Source organism: Streptococcus sp. Marseille-P6264 (assembly GCF_902460355.1).
Lineage (GTDB): Bacteria > Bacillota > Bacilli > Lactobacillales > Streptococcaceae > Streptococcus.
The window spans coordinates 77,684-95,091 of sequence record NZ_CABPTO010000006.1 but is presented as its reverse complement, the minus strand read 5'-3'; the positions used below and the strand labels follow the sequence as shown (position 1 = coordinate 95,091).

Genomic DNA, 17,408 nt, shown 5'->3' with positions numbered 1-17,408 from the left:
TTTAGCTCGAAATCAAGGTAAGTTAATCCTAGCTCCGTCTCAGAGCAAGGAAACAGGAATTACTTTACCGTTTCGATTTCCCATGAATCCCAGCCACTGAAGCGAATGGCTCCTTGTTCATCTGTACGGAAAATCTGTGTCTGAATGTTCTCAAATCTGTCCAGAGTTTCCTGATGAGGATGCTTGTAGCGGTTATTCCTACCTGCAGATATGAGGGCAATTTTGGGCTGAAGCTGATGTAAAAATTCTGGGCTAGAGGAGCCCTTAGAACCGTGGTGGCCTGCTTTTAAAACATCCACCTTGAGTTGCGGAAAACGCCGCATCAAGGTAGCTTCGCCATTCTCCTCTAAGTCTCCCGTAAACAAAAAGCTAGTTCCAAAAAACTTCCCGTACAAAACGACAGAGTCATCATTGCTACCGTCGCCTGTATCCTCAGGATAGAGAACCTGCAGAGCACTATCAAAAATCGGAAGGCTATCTCCTACTTCTACCGCATGGACTCTCGTCTGCATCCGCTCCAGTTTCTCCACAAAATCCGACTGGGTCAAGCTTCCCTTAGATACATAAATTTCCTTTATAGAAAAATGCTCGGCTACTTCCAACATATCGCCCATATGGTCCGTATCGGTGTGGGTCAAAACCAGCACATCCAAGTGACTCACTCCCCGACTTTTCAGATAGGGAATCAAGGTCTTTTCTGCATTTGTCGCAGAAATCCGCTTTTGCCAAGCTTCTTTCTTGCCAATCTCCACTCGACCACCCACATCAATCAGAACAGATTTCCCCCGCCAATCGCGCAAGAAAATGCTATCTCCCTGCCCAATATCGATAACTGTAATTTCATTTTGCAAGGGATGCTTTGTGACGAAAAAGAGCAGAGCAAGAACCAAGCTAAGTAAGGTCACAACTTTTTTCTGTCTGCGAAAATCATAGAGCAAGCAAAGAGTGATAAGCAGGCCTAGCATCATCCAGATAGATGGCTGACCAAAAACCACTGGCCGTGAGGAAATAGCCGCCGTCCAGCGAATCAGCCCTTCCAGCAGTTCAAATAAGGCATTGACCTGACTGATTTTCAAAAGAGGCGATAGGGCAAAAATAAAGGTTAGGGCTGGAAGCATAAAAAGATCAAAAACAACTGAAAATAGAAAAGTCAGCAGAATAGACCAAGGCTGAAATTCAGAAAAATAGAAAATCAGAATCGGCAAAATCCCCAGTGAAATGGTCAGACTTTCTGCCAGCACCTTTCGCACGGGAGGTAAATGCTCAAAATCCATGACCGAAATAACAAAAGCATAGGCACAGGAAAGAACGCCACCCGTCGTCAATAGAAAATTGGGCATAAAAATGGATAGGAGCATGATCGTTAAAGCAAAATTATCCAGCTTAGTCACACCAAACTGCGAGAGCAGCTTTTGCACTAAACTCCTCACGACCGATACTGAAAAGCCCGTCAAACCCGCATAGATGAAGGAAAAGGGCAACTGAAGCCAATCGACGGTTTCCCTTTTTAAACCAGATTTCAGGAGAAGCCTGCGAAAACCATCCATGAAATAGCCGACCTGCATGCCAGATAGGGCAAAGAGATGGATAATCCCCAGACTAGAATAAAGTTCATTCATCTCAGCAAAATCTGTGTCCAATTCACCAAACAAGAGTCCAGTCATATAGTGACTCATGGGGCTAGGAAAATTTTCCTTGATATAAACCAAGGCTTTTCTGCGCCAGACCGACAGCCAATCCCAAGGATTAAGACTGCTAAAATGTTGACTGGACTTAATTTGATTGATTTTCAAAATCCTGTAAATCCCCTGCGTTTTCAGATAAGCCCGATAGTCAAAACCTGAAAAATTACGCTGGTCTTCTGCTAAACTAAGCTCTCCATCAATCTCCAAAAGCAGTTGATCGCTCAGCTTTTGAAAAGCTTGTTTTTCCTGTTCTGACTGGATTTTATAAAAAGCCTGATAAGTCCGACCATTGGAATAGCCACGAAAAGAAAGCGAATCCCCATTGACTTTGATCGTATCCGGCTTCATCACAATGGCAGGGATAGTTTTCGGTTCATCTTGAAAGGCTTGATTAGCCATTTCTCTCCGAAATAAGAAAAATCCTGCAAAAAGACTCAAAAACATCAAAACAAGCAGACTATTCTTCGTCGAATAAAGGCAAAATAGCCGAACAAGGAGAGCTGCCAAACCCAGATAAGCTGGCAGACTGCCTGTGTAAACAGCAAAGTAGGTCAACACTAGCAACAGACAAAAATAGATAGGTTTGATGGGAAATTCATTTATCCACTGTGACATAGTCTTTTAACTTTTCTAAGGTTTTAGCACCGATTCCTGAAACATTTTTCAGCTCATCTACTGACTTAAACTTGCCATTGGCTTCCCGATAAGCGATGATGTCTTGCGCTTTCTTTTGACCGATACCTGAAACCGTCTGAAGTTCAGCTTCGGTCGCCGTATTGAGATTGACCAAGCCAGGCTTCCCCTTTGCCGTTTCTCCATTTCCAGCGGGCGTCTGACTAGCTTGTGTCACATCTGCGCCTTCCTCACCGACTCTAGCTACATAAACAACCGCCTCATCTGTTAATTTTTGAGCTTGGTTGATGGATTTTGGCTCAGCATCTGGCAGTAGACCACCTGCTTTTTGTAAGGCATCATGCACACGCGCTCCTGCCCGCAACTGATAAACTCCAGGATTTTTGACAGCTCCTTTGACATCAACGGTGACTTCTTCATCAGATTCCTCTGAATGCATATCCTTTTCTGAGTTGATCTTTTCTTGATTGATATTTCTTTTTTCTACATCGGTTTCAGATGAAGCCGATGTGACCACTTCCTGAGCCAGTGCAGGGACCTGATTCTGTGGCTGATCGTTGCCCTTCAGCAAGAAAAATCCAGCCAAGATGATTCCCAGCAAGGAAAGTCCAACAAAAATCTTGTATTCCTTTAATTTTTCAACTATTTCTTCAAACATCATTTTTCTCCTTTATCTTTCTATTCGTAAAAGAAAAGGAAAAAAATAGAAATCTGAAACAAAGTTTCAAATACAAATAAGAAAAACTAAAACAGAGGCTGGGACAAAAGTCCTAGCCTCTCAATTATCTTTGGATTGTCGAGCAAGACGCAGTGGTTGAGTGGGCTCTATTACGCTGATTTCATCAGCTTTTACAGCCCTACTCAACTGTGAGGAGGTGGAACGACGAAATCGAATTCTAACGAATTACCGATTTCTGTCCCACTCTCTGTCGGCATTATTTTCTGTGCTTCTCTGGATCCCAGACGAAGCTTGCAAGGAAACTAAAAATGAAGGTCAGAATACCAATCAAGGCAGCTGGAATAAAGGCTAATGCTCGTAAAATCCGCCAGAAGATATTTGGTTTTTTACCTGTCTGATAAGGCGCCACTTCTGCGTCTAAACGGTCAAATTCAGCCTGAATCCGACGAGCCACTTCCTCAACTCCCTCATCGTTCATCTTTTTGATGTCAGAAATATCAATAGGATTGCCGAAGTTCATATCCACGCGCTCACCAGCTGCCAAGCCCTTGAGGCTCATGGGACCAGCATAGACTACTGGCATGATACGGACTTTAGCCATCTTGGCAATCACTGCCACTCCTCCCTTTACATCCGTAGAATGGCGGCTACCGCTCGGGAACATAATCAGGGAACGATTGCTCTTTTTCAGCATATTGACAGGGTATTTAATCGCTGACGGACCAGGATTTTCCCGGTCGATAGGAAAGGCACCACACATGCGAATCCACCAGCCAAACACCCGATTTTCAAAGAGCTGTTTCTTGGCCATGAAAATGAACTGCTTGGGCTTGGTCGCAAAAGCCATGTAAACAGGATCCCACCATGTCCGGTGAGGGGCCACCAAGATATAATTTTCATCTTGTGAAGGAATCTTCTCTTTATTATGGTAATGGGCATTTCCATTCAAAGCCCAGAGGATAAAAATCACCAGACCTCGCAAATAGGTATAAAACATAAACTCTCCTTATTTCAAACCGTGATTGTACTTGAAATTTATTACATCCTTTCTCATTATACCCTATCCCCTTATAGTCTGCAATATTTTTCCAAACTTTGGCTGTAACAGCTGATTCTGATAGCTATTTCTATAAAAAAATGGTATCATTAATCTCATGAACAAAAAAGAATTAATCGGTTTAAACCAAACCCAAGTAGATGAGAAGATTTCGCAGGGCTTGACCAACGATTTTACAAGTGACACCAGTACTAGTAACTGGCAAATCGTTAAGCGGAATGTTTTCACCCTTTTTAATGCCCTTAACTTTGTTATTGCTGTAGCCTTGGTCTCTGTCCAAGCCTGGAGCAATCTGGTCTTCTTCGCAGTCATCAGTTTTAATGCTGTCACTGGTATTATTACAGAGCTGCGAGCCAAACACATGATTGACAAGCTCAATCTGGTCAGCCGAGAGCTGGTCACAGTCATCCGCGACGGCCAGGAAGTCAAGATTCAGCCAGAAGAAATTGTACTGGGCGATCTGATCAAGCTGTCAGCCGGCGAGCAAATTCCCAGTGACGCCCATGTAGTAGTGGGTGTTGCCGAGGCCAATGAAGCCATGCTGACAGGTGAGAGTGATTTGGTTCTCAAGGAAGAAGGCGCCGAGCTGCTGTCTGGTAGCTTTTTGGCCAGTGGGCAGATCTATGCTAAGGTGCACCATGTCGGCGCAGACAACTATGCCAACAAGCTCATGACTGAGGCTAAAACACTCAAGCCTATCAACTCGCGCATTCTTTACAATCTTGGCAAAATTTCCCGCTTTACTGGAAAAATCATCATTCCTTTTGGATTGGCACTCTTCTTTGAAGCCCTGATGATAAAGGGACTGCCTGTCAAAAACTCTGTCATTACCAGCTCGACAGCCCTTTTGGGTATGCTGCCTAAGGGAATCGCCTTGCTGACAGTCACGTCACTCCTGACAGCTGTCATCAAGCTAGGTATGCGCAAGGTTCTTGTTCAGGAAATGTATTCTGTTGAAACCTTGGCTCGAGTAGACACTCTCTGTCTGGACAAGACCGGAACAATTACCCAAGGAAAGATGACTATTGAAGCCTTGCATAGTCTGTCAGATAAGTTTTCTGATGAGACCGTCGGTCAAATCTTAGCAGCCTACATCCAAACCAGTGAGGATAATAACCCAACAGCCCAGGCTATCCGCAAGGGCTACGGCCATTTAGAGCACACCTATACTAGCGACAATGTCATCCCATTTTCTAGTGACCGAAAATGGGGGGCTATGCATTTATCCAGTGTCGGAACTATCTTTTTGGGGGCACCAGAAATGCTACTGGACAGCAATCCTGCAGCGGTTGGAGAGGCTCAAAAACGCGGATCACGGGTTTTGGTGCTGGCTCACAGCGACCAAGTGCTAGACAAACACAGTATCCAACTGCCTGAAGATATGACCGCTTTAGCTGTTCTGGAAATCACTGATCCTATCCGTGAGGGAGCGGCCGAGACACTGGACTACCTGCGTTCTCAGGATGTTGATCTGAAAATCATCTCTGGTGACAATCCTGTGACCGTTTCTCATATCGCGAGCCAGGCTGGATTTGCCAACTACGACAGCTACATCGACTGCTCTAAAATCAGCGATCAAGAACTGGTTGAGCAAGCAGAAGAAACAGCCATCTTTGGCCGTGTTTCTCCCCATCAGAAGAAGCTGCTCATCCAGACTCTCAAGGCCGCTGGTCGGACAACAGCCATGACCGGAGATGGGGTTAATGATATTTTGGCCTTGCGTGAAGCAGACTGTTCCATCGTCATGGCCGAGGGCGACCCAGCAACTCGGCAAATTGCCAACTTGGTCCTTCTTAACTCCGACTTTAACGATGTCCCTGAGATTCTTTTTGAAGGCCGCCGTGTTGTTAACAATATCGGCCGGATTGCTCCGATTTTCTTCATCAAGACCATTTATTCCTTCCTCCTAGCTATCATCTGTATCGCCAGTATCCTGCTAGGCAAGCCAGAATACCTCTTGATTTTCCCATTCATTCCGATTCAAATCACCTTGATTGACCAGTTTGTCGAAGGTTTCCCACCCTTTGTCCTCACCTTTGAGCGCAATATTAAGCCAGTTGAAAAGCACTTCCTCAAACGCTCCCTGCAGCTGGCTCTGCCAAGCTCCCTCATGATTATCTTCAGTGTGTTATTTGTCCGCATCTGGGGCAGCAGCCATGGCTGGAGCGACATTGAAATGGCAACTCTGACCTACTACTTGCTAGGCAGCATTAGCTTCCTGTCAGTCATCCGAGCCTGCCTACCACTCAACCTCTGGCGCGCTCTTCTGATCATTTTTTCAGTCGCAGGCTTCTATCTATCAGCCTTTGTCCTGCAGCACCTATTGGAAATTGCAACGCTGACAGCCGCAACCTTGCCAGTCTACCTGATTCTCATGGTTTTCTTTATCGGAATTTTCATCGCTTGTACCATCAAGCAAAAATATGAATTCAACTAAAATTCGCACCTGGCTATATCTGTCAGGTGTTTTTTGCTATAAAATTTCTCTTTCTTCTTTGGAATAGCACTTAATCATGCTATAATGTTGGTATGACAGAAGCAAAATTAAAAGCTGGAGAAAGAGTTAATCAGCTCTTTTCCACTGATATTAAAATCATTCAAAATAGCGAGGTCTTTAGCTATTCAGTCGATAGTGTCCTGCTTTCTCGCTTTCCAAAATTACCCAAACGAGGGCTCATCGTTGATCTCTGTGCTGGAAACGGGGCTGTTGGTCTCTTTGCTAGCACACGGACTCAGGCCCAGATTTTAGCAGTGGAAATTCAGGAGCGTTTGGCCGATATGGCCCAGCGTTCCATTGAACTAAATGACCTTGCTCAACAGATGCAGGTTATCCATGACGACTTGAAAAATCTAGGCAACCACATCTCTGGCAGCAAGGTTGACATCATTCTCTGCAATCCTCCTTATTTCAAGGTCGATGAACATTCCAATCTCAACGGCAGTGAACATTATTTGCTAGCGCGTCACGAAGTCGCTACGAATTTAGAAGAAATTTGCACGATTGCCCAGCGAGTCCTCAAGTCCAATGGTCGCTTAGCCATGGTCCATCGTCCTGACCGATTTTTGGATATTTTAGAGACCATGAAAGGCCATAATCTAGCGCCCAAGCGCATCCAGTTTGTCTATCCCAAGCAGGGTAGGGAAGCCAACATGCTCTTAATTGAGGCAATCAAGGATGGTTCACCGGACGGTCTGAAAATCCTCCCGCCTCTCTTTATCCACGAGCAAGACGGCAGCTATACACCAGAAATTCAAGAGATTTACTATGGAAAATAAAGCCTATATGTACGTCCTTGAATGTGGAGACGGCACCCTCTACACAGGCTATACAACTGATGTAGAAGCTCGTCTCAAAACACATCAGTCTGGAAAAGGAGCCAAGTACACTCGCGCCCGATTGCCCGTCACACTCATCTATCAAGAAGAATACCCCGACAAATCTGCAGCCATGTCGGCTGAAGCCCACTTCAAAAAGAAGAAACGAGCTGAAAAACTAGCTTATATAGAAGAAAAACGTAGCAAGTCCTAAAACTTACTACGTTTTTTTATTTCTACATTCAAGATTAAATTAGATACGTTCTTTCCATGAAGTCGCTGTTGTTTGAAGAACTTTATTGAGTTCGTCAATATTCTCAAATCCAGTTGTGCGAAGCCATTCACGAGCTGCTGCCTCACCGTCCTTGATGTAGGCTTCAACTGATCCAGCCCAGGTTGCACGTCCACAAAGAACGCCGTTGAAGTTTGCGCCTGATTCGTGGGCAAAGACAAGTGTTTCTTGGAAGAGTTTAGCTGACACACCTGCACTCAAGTAGATGTATGGCAAGTTAGTCGCTTCATCTTGTGCTTTGAAGAAAGCCGCTGCTTCTTCACGTGTATGCACGATTTCACCATCGCCAAATCCTTCAACGTATTTGACGTTGACTGGAACTTCCACTTTCAAGACATCGATGTTGAAGCGAGGGTCTGAGAAGACTTTCATGGCACCGATAACCTTGTGTGGTTTTACTTTGGCGTATTCAGCAGAGCTCGCGTCAGCGATTTTTTCATCGTAAGCAAGGATTTCAAGGAAGAATGGAATATCTTCCGCCACACACTCAGAACCGATGCGTTCGATGTAGGCTTGTTTTTGTTGGTTAAGTTCGTCAGAGCTGTCTACATCATAGTAAAGCAAGAACTTAACAGCGTCAGCGCCTTGTTCTTTGATGCGTTTGGCAGACCAAACATCCAAGCAGTCTGGCAAGCGTTTAGTGCTAGTTGTGTCGTATCCTGTTTTTTCATAAGCAAGGAGAAGACCAGCATTTGGTGCAAGAGCTTTTGTAGCTGGAAGTCCATACTCTGGGTCTAAAAGCATAGATGACGCGTATTTTGTCAATTCATCTGCAACCAAGACTTTGAGTTCTTCCATTTGAGCTACTGTTGGTTCCTCTGTTTGGTATTGAGCCATGAGGCGTTTCAAAGCACCACGTTGGTCAAAGGCAAGAGCTGAGATGATGCCGTTCTCGTCAGAAAGTTTTTCTAAATATTTGCGTTTTTGTTCTGTTAAAGCCATTTTATACCTCTTTTACTATTAATTGATCATATAGAGCTTGATAGTTGGCCACATTGACATGACCTGTCATTTTTTCTTGGGCATTGAGCATGCCGAGCACATTTGCCTTTGTGAGCAATGCCTCGTCAGCTTCCTTATGGTAGAGACCTGAGGAAATACCTGCCACCGTTGAGTCACCAGAGCCAACTGGATTGACCACTTGGATTCTAGGAATATCTACCTTGTAGAAAGTAGCACCATGTTTTGCAAAAGCACCGTCTGCACCAAGTGATACGATTATCCACTCAATACCTTCAAATAGCGGTTCTGAAAGAACTTCTTTTAATTCATCCAAATCCTCAGAAACTTCTCTTCCTAGAAGCTGAGACAATTCTTCGTTATTCGGTTTGATGACTGTTGGTTTATGTGGTGATGCAAGAACAGCCTGAAGAGCCGCACCCGAGCAATCTAGAACAACAGGTTTCCCTGCTTGGTTAGCAAGTCCAACCAAGTCAGCGTAGTAATCAACTGGAAGACCAGCTGGCAGACTGCCTGAGATCGCGACTACTTCCACAGTGTCAAGAAGATTTTCGAAATGAGCCAAGAAATCTTGACCTTCGTGTTCCAGAACCTCAGGCCCTTTCTCAAGGATTTCTGTTTGGTTATCTCCGTGTAGAATAGCGATACAGTTACGAGTCTCTCCTTGAATGGTGAAGAAATGTTTACTGACCTTATCATCAATATGTTCTACCAAAAACTCACCAAGTTTACCACCAACTAAACCTGTAGCAGCAACAGAATCACCAAATTCTGAAAGCACTCGTGTAACATTGAGCCCTTTACCTCCGGCTGTTTTGGTCACGTCCACCACACGGTTGACAGTATCAATTTTTAATTCATCCAAAGGATAAGAAATATCAATGGATGGATTCATTGTGACAGTTAAAATCATGCGTCACCTCTTAGTCGTGGTATTCACCGCGATCCCATTTTTCAAGGAATTCTGTAAAGAAGTTTGCATCTGCTTGATGAGCATTGTGAGTTTCAACGTGCTCGATTTTAGCAATTAATTTTTTGTTTTCTTCAGATGGTTTGTATTCAGCATTGATGAAAGCTTCAATAATATCGCACATCAGCAATTCACCAGTGATTTTACCACCAAAACCGATAACGTTGGCATTGAGTTGTTCTTTAGCATAGAGTGCTGTTGTCATATCACGAACCAAGGCAGAACGTACACCTGGAACTTTGTTAACTGCGTTATTGATACCTACACCTGTACCACAGATACAAACCCCAAGATCAGCTTGACCGCTTGTAACGGCTTCACCAACTTTTTTACCAAAGATTGGGTAGTGAGTACGTGTGTGGTCATAGGTACCAAAGTCGATGACTTCATATCCTTTTGATTTCAAAAATTCTGAAACCGCCATTTTTTCATCTGTTACGATGTGGTCACATCCAATTGCAATTCTCATTAGTTATTCCCTCCGATTAATTATATAAATCTCATATCATTTATCCTTACTCAAGAAAAATCAAGATTAGCTTAGGAAGCGAGCTGCGAGCATAACTGAAGTTAGCTAAAGTGAGCTGACGACAGATTATCTTGATTTTTGAAGAGTATTAGCACATTTTGTTCAACATGTCGACACGAATCTGGTGACGGCCACCGTCGTATTTACCGTTAACAAATCCTTTAGCAATGTTTTTCGCCAATTCATCACCAACAGTTTCTGCTCCCATAGTAATCATACGTGAGTTATTGTGGCCACGAGTCATATAAGCTGAACGTTCGTCTGAAACCTCTGCGGCAACCATTCCTTTGATTTTTGTTGCGACCATAAATGGACCAGCACCATAGGCATCAATCACGATACCAAGGTTTTGTTCTTCTTTGTTTACTTCTGCAGCAACAGCAAGAGTCACATCGACAAAGTCTTGACCTTCAGTCGTAACATCCACTACGTGGAAGTTTTCTTTTTCCAAGAAGTCTTTCACAACTTCTTTCAATCTCAAACCTGCAGCATCTGCACCAATGATAATAGACATATTAAGTCCTCCTTTAATTTTCTATATAATGAACTAAAATGTTTTAAAACATTAAATGTTATTTGATTCACAAGTTTATAATACAACATTTCGTGTTCGTTGTCAACATTATATGTTTGTTTTTAAACATTTTTAAAATTTTTCTTTAAAAAATAGTAATATCAAATCCAATTTCTTCTTTTTCTCCTGCTGGGAGTAGACGGACATTTTTCTTGCTTTCTAAATAATCACCCTCTTCTAACGAGGACGACAAACCTGACCAAGGTTCTAAGGCTATAAATGGTCCTTTGTTAATAGTTGACCAGATAATTAGATTTGGAAATTCTTGAAAATCCAAACGTAACCCTTTATCATGATTCCAAGAACGAAGAGCAACAGTCCGCGATTTTAGCTCATCAAGGGTCACTGCATCTTTAGCAAAGATAGCATAGTCCAAATTTAGTTCTTTTTGATGATCTAGGAAGCTTGAACGTTCGAGAAAGTTCAACATACCAGTTTCAGGATAAGAGAGAGGAACACTGCAGGTTTCTTCCTGTTCAAACTCCAAATAGTAATCCTCATACTTTTCATCATCAAATAAAGGGCAGTTAAAGCCGGGATGACCTCCGATAAAGTACGGCATGGCGCCACTATCTCCACGATTTTCTACGATATACTGGGTACGAAGCTTTTTACCAGTCAAGCTATAGCGAATTGATAGGCGAAAATGATAGGGATAGTTCTGAAACATTTCCTCTGTATTCTCAATAACAAAGGTCACACTCGTATCCGTTTGTTCAACCACTTCAAATTCTTTCTTGCGAACGAGACCATGCCGAGGAATGACTCCACTCGCTTTTTGACCATCTTTTAATTCATAGTGAGCGGTGTCATTGCGCAAACTCCCACAAATGGGGAAAAGAACTGGAGCTTGACCGCTCCAATAAGTTGCATCACCCTGCCAGAGGTATTCCACGCCATCCTTATCCTTGATTGAAGAAAGCGCTCCTCCCAATTTCTCAAACTGCACTGTCAATTCATCATTTTGTAGCACAATCACCATCCAAATTTCCTCTCTACTTCAGAGAAGAAGCCAGACTTCTGACCTCTCTCTGCATAGCTTTTCTATTCATTACATAGGAAAAGCTAGATTATCAACATTCCCATTTGGAAATGGACAATCTAGCCTCCCAAGTCTTACAATATTTAACAATAGTTAACGGATATTATTTTGCTTTTGCTGCGTATTCTGCATTCCGTTTGATCATTTGCTTTCTGTACCAAGCAAAGATTCCAATATAAGCACCAAGGAAGACAATAGCACCAATGATTGCTTTGATATCACCTGTAGTAGTATTACCAATAGTCCAACCCAAAAGTTTTTCGATTGGTCCTTCAAGTGTTGAGTGAGTAATCAATTGAGTTTGGCTAACTCCTTCAGGGAAAGCACCAACACCTTTAGCAAGTTCTGTTGCAAATGGTGCAATCAGTGTACCTGAGAGAAGGAAGAGTGGTAACAAGAGAGTTCCAAAGACAATCATACGAAGCAATTTACCACGTGTAACAACCAGAAGGGCAGGTGTCACACCCATTGCGATGATACCAGCCAACGGCAAGATACCGTTTCCTACATTAGAAAGCAGAACTGCTTCAATCAACATGATTGGGGCAAGTACGTTAGCGCAGGCCCAGATTTCTGCACGACCAGCGATAAACGGCCAGTCAAGACCGATGTTGAATTTACGTCCTTGAAGACGTTTTGTTGCTACGTTTGTAATACCTTGTGAAAGTGGTTCAACGGCTGCTATAAACCATGATCCGATAAGTGAGAAGAGTTCCAAGGAGACACCGGCAGTCAAACCAAGAGACAACCATCCTTTAATAACAAGTGACCATTTTGCTGCTTCCTCAACGCCAGATACTGGATGCGGCGTTCCCATGATACCGATGACGATACCAAGAAGGAAACCGATGAAGAATTTAGATCCCCAGAAGCCAATTTTCTTGTTCAAAGCGGCAGCATCGAAGTCATATTTATCCAACCCAGGGAAGAATTTGTCAAAAATCTTATCCAAAACCATGATAACAGGGTTCATCATGTAGTTCATGTGAGTTGAAGTCATTGGTGATGAACTTGGCGCATTCAACAAATCATCAAAAGTTGGTTTCATCAAGTCAGAGTTGATAATCTTCAAGACACCAACCAAGACAACTGCTAAAGTTGCAATCAAGAGTGACACAGCAGGACTTACATGGCTCTTATCTGCATACCATTTGATGAGCAAGCCAGTAATTGACAAGTGCCAGATATCAAAGATATCCACGTCCAATGTATCTGTTTTTTTCATAGCTAACATTGCCACATTGACAATGAGCATGATGAGCAAGAAATACAAGGTCCATGGAGAACCCCAAGTGATGGTTGCAAGTGGTGCCCAACCAACGTCGGTGATGTTCAACTGGATACCAGTATTTTCAACGAACTTCGCAAGTGAAGCTGAGAAAGCTCCGTTAAGCATACCGATGATGGCACCGATACCAGTAAGAGCGATGGCAAGTTTGATACCACCTTCAAGCGCTTTGGAGAATTTTACTCCAAATAGTAAGGCCAATACTGTCAAGATGATCAGCATGATGATAGGACCACCCATTTCCAAGACTGGCTTGAAAATCTTATTGGCTAGGTCAATAATGACATCCATAATAATTCCTCCCTTTTTTTGTTATATGAATGTTAACAAGATAAAGAATAGATTAACTTAGTCCGTGCTCTTTAATTGCTGCTTCAATATTGTCAAACACTGGAGCGCTCATTGCAGGAATACGGAACAAGATTGGTCCAGCTTCGATAACTGGGATTCCTGGTTCAAAACCAAGATCTGTTGCAGCGATTGGCGTGAAGATATCATAACCTTGCATTAGATCTTCATTGACATCCTTAACCATCACGGCATCACAATGTACATCATAACCGCGGTTTGACAACTCTTCCTCAAGAGCACTCTTTATTTGGTGACTTGAGTTTACCCCTGCTCCGCAGGCTGCTAAAATTTTAATCATAATAAAATCCTCCGATTTATTTATTTAATAACTTTTGAAATATATTGGAACAACTCTTCTTTTGAGTTCAAAGAAGCTAAACCAGCTAGATTTCCTTCGCTAGTGAAGAAATCCATTAACTGTGCTAAGATATTGGTCTGGCTTGAGCTAGAGTTGTTGATGATAAAGAACAAGAGAGACACTTCAACGGTTTGCGTAGGAGAAATCATATTGTGGAAGGTTACAGGCTGATCTAGCTTAACAACTACCACATTTTCAGTCAAATTATGCGCAATATCCGTATGAGGTATGGCAACATTCGGCAAATCTTTGCCTAAAAATTCCATATCCAAACCAGTCGGAAATGACTTTTCTCTTTCAAGTAAGGCCTTTCGATAAGAAGAAGTTACGACTTCTCTTTCTTCTAATAAATCAGCTACTTGATGAAAAAGATCTTCCTGATTATCAGCATGTAAACAAAATATCAATTTTTCATCAAATAATTGGGCAAGCGCCATTTCATCATCTCTCCTTTTGTTTCTTTTTGTTCGTTTAATTAATTATATCATTATATGATAGCGCTGTCAATAGTTTGTTTTGTTATTTTTTGTTTATTTATCTAATGACTTAAAATTTTAATGTTCATATGAAGATGGGACATTTCGTCATTCTGCATGGCTGAAGAATAACACGAGTCATAAAAATATCCTTAGCAAGTCTAAGTTGATATACAAGAACTTTTCGCCCACTATTAAATGCAATTCATTTGAAACAAGAAATAAAAGCTACGAAATTCGCAGCTTTCAGAATCTCAAATTAACATTCATGACAACGCGATCAAATCAGAGAACCTTGGTGTAAGAACTATATTTTGCTCTCACTTTCGGAGAGATATGGTCATCCGTTACAATCGCGTCAATATTGTCCAAACGGTAAAAACTATAGAAAGAATAGCTATCAAATTTGCTATTATCTGCAACAATGTATTTTTCAATTGCATTGTTGAGAATAATGGCGTTTCCATTCCCCTCTTCTTCATTGGCAGTCGTCACATTGTGACCATCAATTCCGTTCACTCCAATAAAGGCCTTAGACACCTTGATTTCTCGTAGAAGTTTATTAGCAAACTGCCCCACAAAAGTCTGGGTCTTGACCCGATAGCGCCCTCCAATCAATATCAAATCAAAATTAGGGTAATCCTTCAATTTTTCGAAAATAGGGAGTGAATTGGTTACAATACTGATATTTTTCCCCTCTAAATAATCGCCGATAAAATCCGTTGTAGTACCCGATCCGATAAAAACTGTATCTCCTTCAGCAATCAAATCAGCACATTTCTTAGCAATCAGCTTCTTTTCTTCGATATTTAACATCGTTTTTTCAGAATGCGAAGCTTCATTCAAGCTATCTTTCACCTTTTTATGAGCCCCACCATGCACCCGAATCAAAAGTCCTTGCTTCTCAAGATCAATCAAATCTCGCCGAATGGTCATATCTGTTACATTCAGCAATTCCTTCAGATTTTTAACAGACACAACTCCCGTCTGGTCCAGCTCTTGTAAGATCACTTTATGACGACTTTCCTTCATGTACAATCCTCCTTGTTGTTGATGTCTAGAGACGTCTCATCAAAGTTTCCCCTTTGATTCTTAGGTTCCTTGGACACCTCAAATCACTTTAATGTCCATGCACCATTGCTTATATCATTATACTACAATTTTTTCATATAAACAAAAAAATGTATACTTTTTTTCAAAAAAATAGATTATTGTTTGTTTATGCGTTTTCATTATGCTGTTTTCAAACAAATCTTGAAAGATACACAAATTATTTTCAATAGAAAAATCCGATGTCAGCTGACATCGGATTTTTTGTTTATTTATCGCCTTTATTACGGATAACAAAGCCGGTTTTCTTTTCGCTGGAAATACGGTGTGGCCGTTTATTTCCTTTACTCTCGAAATCACGACTGTTCTTGTTTGACTTGCGTTTAAAGTCACGACGGCCTCCATCTCGGTCTTCGCGTCCACCACGACGATCACGACCTTGGTCACCTCGACGACCGTTGGCACGACCACTCTTGCCTTTTCCACCAAAACCGCCACCAGATGCTTTAAATGGCAATGGTTTTTCTCGGGCAATTTCTACTTCAGGAAGGGTATCTGGATCCTGTACCGTCAAGCTGAGGATATACATAGCCAGCTCTTCTGGGCTGAATTCTGCTGCCAACTTGCGGGCATCCTTACTGAATTTCTCAAAGTTAGAACGGATGCTTTCGTCCGCAAAATCGCGTTCAATCTTCTTAAGGGCAACTCTTTTCTTAGCTTGGAAAGCTTCTTCTGCAGTCGCTGGCTTGAGGCCTTTCATGCGCTTCTTGGTCAGATTTTCGATAATCTGCAGATAACCCATTTCATTTGGCGCTACGAACGTGATAGACTGACCTGACTTACCAGCACGACCAGTCCGACCAATCCGGTGAACATAGCTTTCCGGATCCTGCGGAATATCATAGTTGTAGACGTGGGTCACACCAGAAATGTCCAAACCACGCGCGGCCACGTCTGTCGCCACTAAGACATCCAGATTGCCGTTTTTAAAGTCGCGCAAAACGCGGAGGCGCTTGCCTTGATCCAAATCACCATGGATACCCTCTGCTCGGAAACCGCGGATTTTCAGGCCACGAGTCAGTTCATCCACCCGTCGCTTGGTCCGGCCAAAGACGATAGACAGCTCAGGCTGCTCCACATCCATCAAGCGAGTCATGGTATCAAATTTTTCATTTTCCTTGACACGGATATAATACTGGTCTACCAGCTCCGTCGTCAGCTCTTTAGCCGCAATCTTGACGTGCTCAGGCTCCTTCATAAACTGCACACCGATACGCTTGATAGCATCTGGCATGGTCGCTGAAAAGAGCAAGGTCTGACGATCTTCTGGTACGCGTGAAATGATAGACTCAATATCTTCCAAAAAGCCCATGTTAAGCATTTCATCCGCTTCGTCCAAGATCAAGGTTTCAATCTGATTCAGCTTAAGCGCCTTGCGTTTGATCAAATCCAAGAGACGACCAGGTGTTCCTACGACAATATGAGCACCAGATTTGAGGGCCTTGATTTGCTTTTCGATGCTGGAACCACCGTAGACAGAGCGTACCTTGACACCCTTGCTGCGGCCAAAACGGAACAGCTCTTCCTGACTCTGCACAGCCAATTCACGGGTTGGAGCGATAATCAAAGCCTGCACAGCAGGATTATCTGTATCAATCTTCTCCAGAGTTGGGAAGCCAAAGGCCGCTGTCTTTCCTGTCCCTGTCTGGGCCTGACCAATGACATCCTTACCTGCCATGGCAAGTGGAATCGTCTGTTCTTGGATAGGGCTTGCTTCTACAAAGCCAGCTTTTTCAATCTCTGCTAGTAATTCAGCAGATAAATGTAATTCATTAAATTTCAATGTTCTTCTTCTTTCTAAAGGCGGTGCGAAGCCACCTTATAAGGCTTTTAATACTCAACTATCGAAACATACCAAGTGCTTTTCTCATGCTAAATCTCGATTTCCTGAGAGTATTCGCTCTTCTCTTCATAAATATGGTCTCTCAAGTCCAGGCACTAAAAAAGCGCCGACTCGGTCGCTAGTTCCCACTGAATAGAAAAACTGTATTTCTGCAACTAGTCTAGTATACCACAAAAGTACCTAAAAAGATAGAACTTGCTTGTGAAATATTTTATTAAAGATCTCTCTTGTAAAAAATGAAAACTT

At 42.6% G+C, this 17,408-nt stretch carries 16 protein-coding genes; 3 read left to right on the top strand and 13 right to left on the bottom strand.

Going from position 1 to position 17,408, the window contains the following annotated elements; genetic code table 11:
* Positions 1-59: 59 nt before the first annotated feature.
* From FZ941_RS08500 to FZ941_RS08485, 3 genes are all read right to left on the bottom strand, one after another.
* Positions 60-2,300, bottom strand: coding sequence for a DNA internalization-related competence protein ComEC/Rec2 (locus FZ941_RS08500; protein WP_148887550.1), 2,241 nt, complete (start codon positions 2,298-2,300; stop codon positions 60-62).
* Positions 2,281-2,976 (bottom strand): helix-hairpin-helix domain-containing protein, encoded by a 696-nt coding sequence (locus FZ941_RS08495; RefSeq protein WP_148887549.1) that lies wholly within the window; start codon positions 2,974-2,976, stop codon positions 2,281-2,283. The genes FZ941_RS08500 and FZ941_RS08495 overlap by 20 nt, the downstream gene beginning before the upstream one ends.
* A gap of 277 nt (positions 2,977-3,253) precedes the next feature.
* Entirely contained in the window at positions 3,254-3,994 is a 741-nt protein-coding gene (locus tag FZ941_RS08485; protein ID WP_148887548.1) for a 1-acyl-sn-glycerol-3-phosphate acyltransferase, read from the bottom strand.
* Positions 3,995-4,151: 157 nt separating this feature from the next.
* On the opposite strand from FZ941_RS08485, the gene FZ941_RS08480 reads away from it, so the two are divergent.
* The 3 genes from FZ941_RS08480 to FZ941_RS08470 all read left to right on the top strand — a co-directional run bounded on the left by FZ941_RS08480 (position 4,152) and on the right by FZ941_RS08470 (position 7,583).
* Positions 4,152-6,491: a cation-translocating P-type ATPase gene (locus tag FZ941_RS08480; protein ID WP_148887547.1), complete on the top strand. Its 2,340-nt coding sequence runs from the start codon at positions 4,152-4,154 to the stop codon at positions 6,489-6,491.
* 92 nt (positions 6,492-6,583) lie between these two features.
* Entirely contained in the window at positions 6,584-7,330 is a 747-nt protein-coding gene (locus tag FZ941_RS08475; RefSeq protein ID WP_148887546.1) for a tRNA1(Val) (adenine(37)-N6)-methyltransferase, read from the top strand.
* Positions 7,320-7,583 carry a GIY-YIG nuclease family protein gene (locus tag FZ941_RS08470; protein WP_148887545.1) on the top strand — a complete coding sequence of 88 codons (264 nt, stop codon included), beginning with the start codon at positions 7,320-7,322 and terminating at the stop codon, positions 7,581-7,583. The genes FZ941_RS08475 and FZ941_RS08470 overlap by 11 nt, the downstream gene beginning before the upstream one ends.
* A gap of 39 nt (positions 7,584-7,622) precedes the next feature.
* On the opposite strand, the gene lacD is transcribed toward FZ941_RS08470, so the two are convergent.
* From lacD to FZ941_RS08420, 10 genes are all read right to left on the bottom strand, one after another.
* A complete protein-coding gene (gene lacD / locus FZ941_RS08465) occupies positions 7,623-8,603 on the bottom strand; it encodes a tagatose-bisphosphate aldolase (protein WP_148887544.1) in 981 nt (326 codons plus the stop codon).
* 1 nt (position 8,604) lies between these two features.
* A complete protein-coding gene (locus tag FZ941_RS08460; RefSeq protein ID WP_148887543.1) occupies positions 8,605-9,534 on the bottom strand; it encodes a tagatose-6-phosphate kinase in 930 nt (309 codons plus the stop codon).
* A 10-nt stretch (positions 9,535-9,544) separates the two neighbouring features.
* Positions 9,545-10,060: a galactose-6-phosphate isomerase subunit LacB gene (lacB, locus tag FZ941_RS08455; RefSeq protein WP_001216921.1), complete on the bottom strand. Its 516-nt coding sequence runs from the start codon at positions 10,058-10,060 to the stop codon at positions 9,545-9,547.
* A gap of 148 nt (positions 10,061-10,208) precedes the next feature.
* Positions 10,209-10,634: a galactose-6-phosphate isomerase subunit LacA gene (gene lacA, locus FZ941_RS08450; RefSeq protein ID WP_148887542.1), complete on the bottom strand. Its 426-nt coding sequence runs from the start codon at positions 10,632-10,634 to the stop codon at positions 10,209-10,211.
* A gap of 145 nt (positions 10,635-10,779) precedes the next feature.
* Positions 10,780-11,676, bottom strand: coding sequence for an aldose 1-epimerase family protein (locus tag FZ941_RS08445; RefSeq protein ID WP_148887541.1), 897 nt, complete (start codon positions 11,674-11,676; stop codon positions 10,780-10,782).
* Positions 11,677-11,839: 163 nt separating this feature from the next.
* Complete coding sequence (locus tag FZ941_RS08440; RefSeq protein WP_148887540.1) at positions 11,840-13,315, bottom strand: PTS galactitol transporter subunit IIC; 1,476 nt, start codon at positions 13,313-13,315, stop codon at positions 11,840-11,842.
* 52 nt (positions 13,316-13,367) lie between these two features.
* A complete protein-coding gene (locus FZ941_RS08435) occupies positions 13,368-13,673 on the bottom strand; it encodes a PTS sugar transporter subunit IIB (protein ID WP_005590672.1) in 306 nt (101 codons plus the stop codon).
* Between the two features lie 20 nt (positions 13,674-13,693).
* Complete coding sequence (locus FZ941_RS08430; RefSeq protein WP_148887539.1) at positions 13,694-14,170, bottom strand: PTS sugar transporter subunit IIA; 477 nt, start codon at positions 14,168-14,170, stop codon at positions 13,694-13,696.
* 324 nt (positions 14,171-14,494) lie between these two features.
* Positions 14,495-15,241, bottom strand: a complete 747-nt coding sequence (locus tag FZ941_RS08425) for a DeoR/GlpR family DNA-binding transcription regulator (protein WP_005590674.1) — start codon at positions 15,239-15,241, stop codon at positions 14,495-14,497.
* A 286-nt stretch (positions 15,242-15,527) separates the two neighbouring features.
* Positions 15,528-17,102: a DEAD/DEAH box helicase gene (locus tag FZ941_RS08420; RefSeq protein WP_148887538.1), complete on the bottom strand. Its 1,575-nt coding sequence runs from the start codon at positions 17,100-17,102 to the stop codon at positions 15,528-15,530.
* Positions 17,103-17,408: the final 306 nt, after the last annotated feature.